This window comes from Elusimicrobiota bacterium (assembly GCA_026388075.1).
Classification (GTDB): domain Bacteria; phylum Elusimicrobiota; class Endomicrobiia; order Endomicrobiales; family JAPLKN01; genus JAPLKN01.
The window spans coordinates 1-9,757 of sequence record JAPLKN010000129.1; the positions used below are offsets into that span (position 1 = coordinate 1).

Annotated in this window: 3 protein-coding genes; all 3 read right to left on the reverse strand. The window is 39.6% G+C overall.

From position 1 onward, the window contains the following. On the reverse strand, positions 1-6,970 hold a 6,970-nt coding region (locus NT145_07065), incomplete at its 3' end, for a hypothetical protein (protein MCX5782446.1). Next, positions 6,967-7,545: a hypothetical protein gene (locus NT145_07070; protein MCX5782447.1), complete on the reverse strand. Its 579-nt coding sequence runs from the start codon at positions 7,543-7,545 to the stop codon at positions 6,967-6,969. The genes NT145_07065 and NT145_07070, both read right to left, overlap by 4 nt. Positions 7,546-8,174: 629 nt before the next feature. Further along, positions 8,175-9,611, reverse strand: a complete 1,437-nt coding sequence (locus NT145_07075) for a glutamate synthase subunit beta (protein MCX5782448.1) — start codon at positions 9,609-9,611, stop codon at positions 8,175-8,177. Positions 9,612-9,757: the final 146 nt, after the last annotated feature.

Here is a 9,757-nt window from a genome sequence, read left to right on the forward strand (position 1 = left end):
TATCTTCAAAATTGTATTTTATTTTTCCATCTTTAATTATGAGCTCTTCACCATCCGCGAGAGTTATATATCCTCCATCTTTGTCGAAATTATCAATATCAATGATGAAATATTCGAACTTTGCTAAGGCATCTGCATTGAAATTTTCAATATCAAGCCCGCTGTGAATAAAATCCTCCGCTGAATAGACCCAGTAATTCTTCCCGCCAAGTGTAATTTCGAAAGGCCCTGATTCTAAATAATTAATTTCCACTTCGGTAATATCTTCAAATTTTGTCTCTTGCTCAGTTTTGTTATACTGTAGTTTTGCTTGCGTTTTTTCTAATAATTCGGCAATTTTTTCAAATCCTTTTGTTTCTTTTATCTCTTTCATAAGTCTATCATTCCAAATATCTTTGTCTCCTATTGTTTCTGCAATTACTTTTCCCCAGACTGCAAATAACCAGTCGTTCATGTGACTTGTTTGTGATCTAGTTTCGAGTTTTCCGAAGCTGCGCTGTTCATACGTAAAGTTTCTTGAAAAATCTATCAACTTCTGGATCCGTTCGGTCGTCCATCCTGAGCTACTCCTATCTACTGCTTTGCTTAATTCTGCTGAAACATTCTGAAAAGGTTTTATTGCATCATAAAAGAAAGTAGTTGTGCGAGTTGCCCCAAAACCTGGATCATTATTAAATCGATCAAAAAAGTCTTTATTATAATGCTCAACCAGTTCCAACAGTTTAAATAAATCTTCCTCACCGGCTAACTCTGGTCTATTTTTTAGTAATTCTGTCAATAAAGCACTTATGTGGGGGGTCAGAAGTATTCTATGGAAAATACTGTACACAAATAAATTCAATAATTTTGATAGACTATTATTGTCATATTCATCCCATTTCGCAGATATATTTTTGAGTGCATGTTCCGTCTCTTCCCATTTTGGGTATATCTGATTATAACTAATACCATCATTCTCATAAAGAAACTTAGTTATTTCTTCTATTTTTGAATTTATCTGATTGGCGATACTTGTTTTATTTGCATTTTTTCGGGTCATCAAAGCATACGGTATCGGTTTTCTGCCGATTAGAATCCTGCCGATATTTGTAAATGTTGTTTTGATTATTCTTACAAGGTTATATTTGAAATGCGCCTTTACTATTGCTTTAGATACGGTTTTTTCGTTTACTCCGCTATCGAACAACTTCTTAACAATGTTTTCAATATTCCTAAGCCCTCCGGTAAGCATTTCCCGGGCCTTGCTTACTAACCATTCTTCATCGCTAATTCCTTTCGGCTTGTGGGCATTGATAAAACGGTCATACTCATCTTCATTGCCTTGAATCTTTAAAGCGATCGCTGACGATATCGCTTCAAGCTCTGCCTTCGGCGCACCGAGTACCCTCGGGGAAACTGAAATCCAGGCGATGGCAAGTGATTTGTTTATATGGTCGTAGACAAACCTCGTAATACGATGGTTTTTGAGGTAGTTTTGAATGGTCGATTTGGTCGTGAGAGGCCACCAGCCGCTATTGGCGGTATTCAATAATTCAGCCACAACTTCCCATCCTTGTTTCGGCACCCATCGGCCATTTTGTTTTGTCGCTATCTTTTCTGCAAGGGGAACGTTCCAACCGTTGTCTTTGAATGTATTTTTCCATACGGTTTCCCATGAGCTGAAAGCAGGGCCCCCCTGGGAATTTAGGATGGGACTTGGATTTGCTTTGCCGAAAGAACCCTGGACAGCATCTATCAATTTTCCTATTGCGTCTTCATCCCACGTTATATCTGAGCTTAATTCTTCCACAATGCTATCAAACTCTTCCCAAACATATTCTTCAAAATCCCTGTCCTTTTGCCCTGACGGAAATACTTCTGCAAACTTTTTTATTAGATTAATCAAATCGTACGCTTTCACCACGTCTTCGTTATGCTGTGACAGATCAACTATTGCGTTTACTATCATGGACGCCAGCAGCACATCATTTTCAAAGTAGTTACTGCCATGTTTTTTGTTTATCAAATAAATATTCTTAACCCAATAAATAAGGATATTTATTAATTTATCCACGCTGTCTTCATTAAATCCGGTAAATGTATTCCACTCAGCAGCCGTTCCTATATTTACCCATTGTTCTATAAGTTCCGGGCAATCAATCGAATTGGCGCCAGGATCCTCGCCGGTTTCACACCACTGGTGCATGAGCCTCTCTATTTCATCAAGCTTTACGTTTATATCTTTTGTATTTTGTGGAGCTGGCTTGGCCACAGGTTTCGCTGCTGGTCTTGGCGATGTTGTTGGCGCCACGGCCTGAACGTTCGACCCCTGTTTTGCAATCTGCTTAACCACGTCCCACCATCCTGTCTTTGTTTGCTCCCAGTAATCTTTTGCCAACAACCCTGATTCAATGCCTGCCTCCCAGCCATTAGCTTTTATAATTTTGTCCCAAATGGGTTCTAGCCAGGTGTTAATTTGTTCGGTGTATTTTTGACGATTCTTGTATTTATCGGTCAGTTCGTATTGATCACAAAACAGTATCAATTTTTCTAAACTTTGTGCATTTGTTTCCACTTTTGCCTTGCCATTTAATGCGTCCAGTATGCCCTGAAACGATTTCATCTCAAGACTGAATTGTTGCATACGTGAAAAAAAGTCCTGCACGGCTTGGCGCCCCAATAGACAGCATATTTCATTGGTTGCGGTCTTGAATGTCTCAAGAAAATAAAAAAAGTCCTGTTCTTCAACTAAGTCTTGTCTATTTTCGATAAGCTGTGCTAAGAAATTGCTCATGTCGTGAGTTAACACTGTTCCCGGATCCTCATTAAAGAATTTTAGGGTGTCGCCATACATCGCCACTAATTTCTGAATGATTGCTCTATCAAATTCCTTCCAATTGTCGGCTTTGGCCTGGGCAACGAAATTGTTTCTTTCTCTTTGCCAGTCACCTAGTAAATGTGCGATCCGCGAGGTATCGTCAGGATTTATTGCCTGTATCCTCTTGTGCAAGTCGTCAAGATGATTGAATGCGTCCTTTGCATCTAACCAAACAAACTGCGGCATATTTGTCGATCCGGGAGAACTTTGGGACCCTGAGCTTGCGGCAGGATTGTTACCTGGCTGGGATGCCAGCGTGGCATTCTGGGAATATTTATTTTTAAAATAATCGTCTGCGTAATGACACACAGTAGCGAAAAAGATTTCATCGTCCAAAGAATTATCAGAAGGATGCCATGTTCTAAAAGTAATTTTTTTATTAGAATCCAAATACTTTCCACGGAAACTTATTTCGTTTCCTTTCCTAACAATGTCGAGTATCAGACGTCCGCCAAAATCAATTCGTATCACAGGATTTTCAATCGAGCTGTCTGCAATACCGTCATCCTTATCCCAAATAATTGATTCGTTTTGCCTGAGCGCAATATATCCTTCATCTTTAGTGAAATTTTCAATATCAACAACAAAATATTCGCATTCTCCCAATAACTTCGTATTAAAGTTTTCAACATCCAGGCCGCTGGTAATCAAATCCTCGGCAGAATAAACCCAATAGCTTTTCCCGTAAACGGTAAACTCAAAAGGGCCTGTTTCTGAATAATCTATGCTAGCTGTCTCTTTTTCAAATCGTTCTTCCCTCTCTTCCGGCAAAACTTTTTTTGCAATTTCCGGATATGCCTTCCAAAGCATCGTAACTAGCAGCTTTGCTGCAATCCTGTAATTAACAAAATTTTCAACTTCAAAGTTTTTGAGTCGTTTTTCCCATTCTGTTTCTTCCATGTCACGGAATTTATCATACAAGAGTTTTTTAACTTCGTACCACGTTTTCTTGAATTCCCGGTTCTCTCGAGAATCAAGAAGATTTAGTATCCTCGTTTCAACCTCTTCATCCAATTTTTTTCCGCTTAGCCTTAAAAAATCGCATCTCCACTCATGCACCCAGCCGGGCAGATTCTGCCCGTCCGTGCTGAAACCGCAAAAACTTGCGAAGAATTGTAAAACATTTGTATACAGCTCTTCATTAATCGTTTTGAGATTAGCCAGTTGTTCTTTAAGATTTTTGGCAACATCTTCATTTTTATCAAATGATTGAGCCTTTTCCTTTTCAAGCAAAATAGAATCAAGTTTCGCTTGTTGCACTGTCTTCGATGAAGTTAACGGCGTAAGCGGGTGCAGGAAATTCCACGCAGCGTGCGCGGCGACATTTGCAAGGTTTTCAAGAGATAATTCCATATCGAGGAGAGCATTTTCCAAAACTTTTTTTATTACTCCTCTCAAGGCTTCTATGTCAAATGTTTTGAATTGATCCTCAACTACTCTTATAACCAAATTAATTATGTCCATAATAACAGGTTCTATCATTAGCCCTTGGTAAAGATCTTTTAAAAGAACATTCTCATTATATTTCTGAAATTCCTTTCTTTGCGCTTTCTGGGCTTTCTTTCCCGCTATTTCTATGCTAAATCCGCCATCTAATGCTTCATAGAATGAACTTAATCCTTTGTCCAATATTAACCCTAACCTGTTCCGAATTTCCTCAACATCCGCATATTTCTTTGCTAACTCATTTACAGCATCGTCACGAGTCAGTTCTTCTTTAATAACTTTCTTGGTTATTGACCATATGAACCTTATTTCCTCAATGGCCCCAAAATCAGCATTTACTTCATCCTTTTGTTCTGGTGTCCATCCTGAATGTGTCAGTCTTCCTGCTTCTGCTATCAGTAAGACAGAATTAATAAAGCCCATGCCTCTCTGGAAGTCCTCATCATTCATAGAATGTCTGCCGCGAAATAAGTCGCGTTTTTCACCGGACACAAGCGCTTCCTTTATGTCTTTCAGCTCCCTAAGCGGCGCCTGAAACATTTGTTCATCAAGAATGCTTCCAATCAAGGGATTTTGAAAGATCGCATTAATGACTGGATTTGTGCTGGTAGACATTTTCTTGCCTAAGGTGTGGCTTTTAATTATTTCCTGCAGAAAATCAGGAAGCATGGCAAGCTCGCTTTCATCTACCCCTTCTTTTGCTATCGCGTCTTGAACTTCCTTGTTGCTCGCTATTGACCAAATCAGGCCGTTATATCCAAAAATGCCTTCTCTGCCGGCCCAGGCTGAAAAATATTTGACGAGTTTGAATATAAGATCGCTGCCTGCCAAAGGATTTACAAATTCCTGAATGCTTTGCGATATCTCAAACGCCTGAGCAACTGTTGTTTCTATCGCTTCTTTGTCCAGTTGCCTGCCGGCTATCCGTATGCCTTCAACGGGCTGGGAAAGCTGAAAAGTTTTGTTTCCATTTCTTGAAAGCGTTATGGTTTCTCCATTAAGCTCTAGGACAATTTCGTCATTACCTACGGTTAGCACCTTCGCATTGGTGGAACCCAACGCAAGAGCTAGCGCCTGAGCGCTGAAAACCTTTGCCTGTTCCTTTGCAAGCGCGGCGTAAACTACAGATGATGTTGGGGAATCTTTTGTAATGTTCGGTGTTATAGCAATATACGATATACCTCTACCCAGGAGAGCCTCTCGCAGGCCGTCGGTATGGAAACCACCCGTAATGACAACGACAATTTCAGACTTTTTGATTGATGCCGTTATCTTTTCCTGCTCAAGTTCCGTGATTTTTGCTGCCCTTTTTTGGTCATCTGATTGGGAAGTAATCGGCAGCTTGCTGAGGAAACATTCGTTTCTTTGACAGTTTGTTTTATAAAAGCTGTTTAGGAGGCCAAATTCTTCAATGAGGGCGTTCATAGTGCTGTTATAAGCGTACTTGTTCCAGACGCTTTTGAATTTGTCGAATCTCTGGATGAAATATTTGTAGTCGTCTGCAGACAAGGTATTGAAGAGATAGTCCTTGAAATAGCCGTAGAAGTCGGAAAGGAACGAAACCTCAAGCTCGCTGATGTCTTTGGAAAATCCTATCCGTATCTCTTCCGTTAATCTTTTTTCTTCGCAAATAAGTTTTACCGGATTAAGCTTCTTGGTTTTTTCCACGTAGGTAAGGAATTTCTTTAAATCAGGGAATTTATGCTCGAGGTTAAGATTGTAACTCTTTGCGATCTGGATAATACAATCGTAAAGCTTATCAGATTTTGAGAAATTGTCGGTCTTTTCAAGAAGCAATTGGTAATCGCCGTATGGCATCTTTGATTTTATTTCCCGTACAAACTCCTGAAGCTGACGGGAAATCCGATCGTAATTGAAATTATTTGTTGCCCGGGACAACTCTATGTAAGTGCTTATATGCGGATAGTTTTCAAGCCGTATAGGAGAAAGATTATTGAAATTGTTCGGATTTTCATTGATTTTTTGGATATATTTGCTAAGCAGTTCATAGTATTTTTCTGTTTTAATGCTTGCGGACTTGTGCTGGTCAATAAGACTATCAAAGTGCTTATTTCTTGAACTGAAATACTCTTCTTTCATCAACTCAAGGTCTTTGTCCAGAATCTTCAGCTTTTTTTCAAAATACGCCTTTTTGTCAAGAATACGTGCCAACCGTACGATATTGGCCTTATGAATCTTTTCATCTTCTATTCCTTTCAACAGATCCGGCTTGTTGGACAATGCGGAATAATATTCGCTTCCGGTAAGCCTCCCCTGATTCATAAGGTCTTCCAAGATTTCTGTTTTGACCTGCTTATCCTTGATGTCGCATATCCAGGACGTACTGATGTTTCCGTATCCGCCCTCTACATAGACCTTCTTGAAGCCGAATTTTTTGTCAAGTTCCGAAAGTATCTTTGAGATGTTCCGCTGAACTTCCGGGTTGCAGTGAAGATCCTGGATGTTGATTACAAGCTGTTTGCTGTCAAACAACTGGCCGTCGGTAATACGCCCCGCGCTTTGCGGTATAACCAAATCCTGAATATTTTCCAGAATCTGCTTTGCTCCGATTTTTACGTCAAAGACAGCGCGCGCGGTTCCGCTGAACACTGACGAAAAAGTAAAAAGCACCAGCGTGACTAATGCTACCCCCTTTTTAAAATTCATTTTATCCCCCTGATAATATACGGGCTGATGATATTTTCATCAGCCCAAAAATTAAAAAACCCAATTACGTTCAAAACGTAATTGGGCCGAATAAAGCAAGATAATGTTCTGGCAGATAATGGTATATCGCTTCTTGGAAGCAAAATAAGAAATATACATATTGCTACAGGAATTATTTTTTCACACATTGACAATAAATACTTGCTGTAATCCTGCAAATTGCTGGTTATTGCTTGGCCGATTTTCCCTCCGGTTTTTTCCGCAATATTTGTTTTTAATTTTGTCTTTAGCTCTTTTGTGGGATTTAAGAAGAAAAGACATTTGTTATTTTGAGAATGGCTTTCTTTTTTGCGGTTTTGTTCCTTTGCTGCCTGTTTGTACTCAGGAACCAAGGGAAGTTCCTTGATAATATTAGCCATTATGGAAAATGGCAGATCTATAACCGAGATAGCTTGTGAAAAAGCTGATTGAATAACCGGAGATGAAACCTCCAAAGAAATTTCAATGCCGTTCACAATAGTCAGGCTTTTCATTATAAAAATCAAAGCGATGAATAGTATAATGTTTCTTTTCATTTAATTTACATTTGATGAACTTCGGTTTTGATGGAAGGAATTGAGGCCGGTAGATAATTGATATTAATCTCCAACGATCCCCCATTCGTTCGAAGTATAAATTATTACAATATTCAAATACTACTTTTCAATTGTGAAATATTTTAGAAACAAACGTAAATTGATTGTAAAATTGGAAGGTTTTTCAAGGATTAGTTAATTAGGGTCTGCTGAAAAACATATCAGACCCTTGATTATCAGCCCAAGGCTGATCCCTGCCCGCCGGCAGGCGCGGCGACTAGGGCGGACACTGATTACAGAATTGATTACACAGATTATGATTGACGATGAATCGGTGTAATCTTGCCGTTATCTGTGTAATCCTTCGATAAACTCAGGATGGTGAGTCCTTCGATTTCACTCAGGGCAATGAGCTTGCCGAATTGCGAAGCCGAACCATCAAGGGCTTAATGAAAAATATTTTCGTAACAAAAAGTGCAAGCTTTTTGATGAAATGCGTGTTAAAACCGTGCACTTCTAAGTTCTTTTTTTCGTATAACTTGTTAATAATTGAATCGTTAGTTCTATTTTTCAGTAAGCACTAATTAGTATACTTGGATCATTAGACGGGATAGATAATTTGCAGCAGCTTATATTCGGGGCAGGTAGGTTTTCCCCATCAGGTACAAGTCTATGAAATGTGCTGCCGTTCTGCCTTCGCTTACGGCCCAAACAATTAACGATTGTCCCCGCCTCATATCACCGGCGGTAAATATTTTAGGGACTGTTGTCATATAATTTAAATCCGTTTTCACATTTCCCCTGTCGTCCGTTTCAATTCCTAGCTGATTTATGAGCCCTTTTTCAGGATTAATGAATCCCATCGCAAGTATAACTAAATCCGCTTCAATTTCAAACTGGGATCCGGGAATTTCTTTCATCACCAGACTGCCTCTTAAGTCCCTGACAAACTCAACTCGCGTGCATAAAAGTTTTTTGACATTTCCTTTTTCACTAATGAACTTTTTTGTTAAAATCGCCCAATCTCTTTCCCCGCCTTCTTCGTGGCTTGAAGTCGTCTTAAAAAGTATCGGATATTTCGGCCAAGGACATTCTTTTGGCCTGCATTCCGGAGGCCTGGGTAAAATTTCTATTTGGGTAATTTTTTTTGCGCCTTGTCGGTTAGCGGTGCCTATACAGTCAGACCCGGTGTCGCCGCCGCCAATAACAACCACATTTTTTCCTTTGGCATCTATTGGTTCGCCGTCAAATTTTTCTTTTGCAATTCTTTTGTTCTGCTGAATCAAATAATCCAAGGCAAAATAAATCCCTTTCAAGTTTCGTCCTTCAATGTTTAAATCTCTCGGGATTCTGCTTCCACCGGTCAGGCAAACGGCATCAAACTCTTTTTTTAATTTTTCTACAGAAATATCTTTTCCAACTTCTGTATCTGACTCAAATTTTATGCCTTCTTCAATTAAAATATTAATGCGCCGGTCTAAAACATTTTTTTCAAGCTTAAAATCAGGAATACCATACCTTAATATACCGCCGATTTTTTTATCTTTTTCATAAACTGTTACGGCATGCCCTGCTTTGTTAAGCTGGTCGGCACAAGCTAAACCCGTGGGCCCAGAACCCACAACAGCTACTTTTTTATTAGTTCTTTTTGAAGGAGGATTTGCTTTAATGTAGCCGTTTTTAAATGCTTTTTCAGCAACCGCGAGCTCATTTTCTCTTATCGTAACCGGGTCATCATTTATGCCGAGTACACAAGAAAACTCGCAAATTGCCGGGCAGAGCCTGCCCGTTATTTCGGGAAGATTATTTGTTGCGTTAAGAAGTTCAAACGCTTTTTCCCAATCGCCTAGATATATAAGATCATTCCATTCAGGAATATAGTTTCCTATAGGGCATCCCCAATGGCAAAAAGGAGTCCCGCAGTCCATGCAGCGCGAAGCCTGTTCCTTTGATTTTGTATCAGAACGCAAAGGACATGCCTCTTTATAGTCTTTCCGGCGTTCTTCAACAGACCTATAACAAGATTCTTCTCTTTTAAGTTTTAAAAAACCTGTTACGTCACCCATAACTTCCTCTTAACGGCGTTCACGCGCTTTTGGACCAAGAAGATTCACTCTTCTTGGAAGTTCAATAGTCCACGGGTCCACGAGTTGAACGACATAAAACAAGTCTTTAACTCGTGAACTCGTCAACCCGTGAACACGTGAACTGT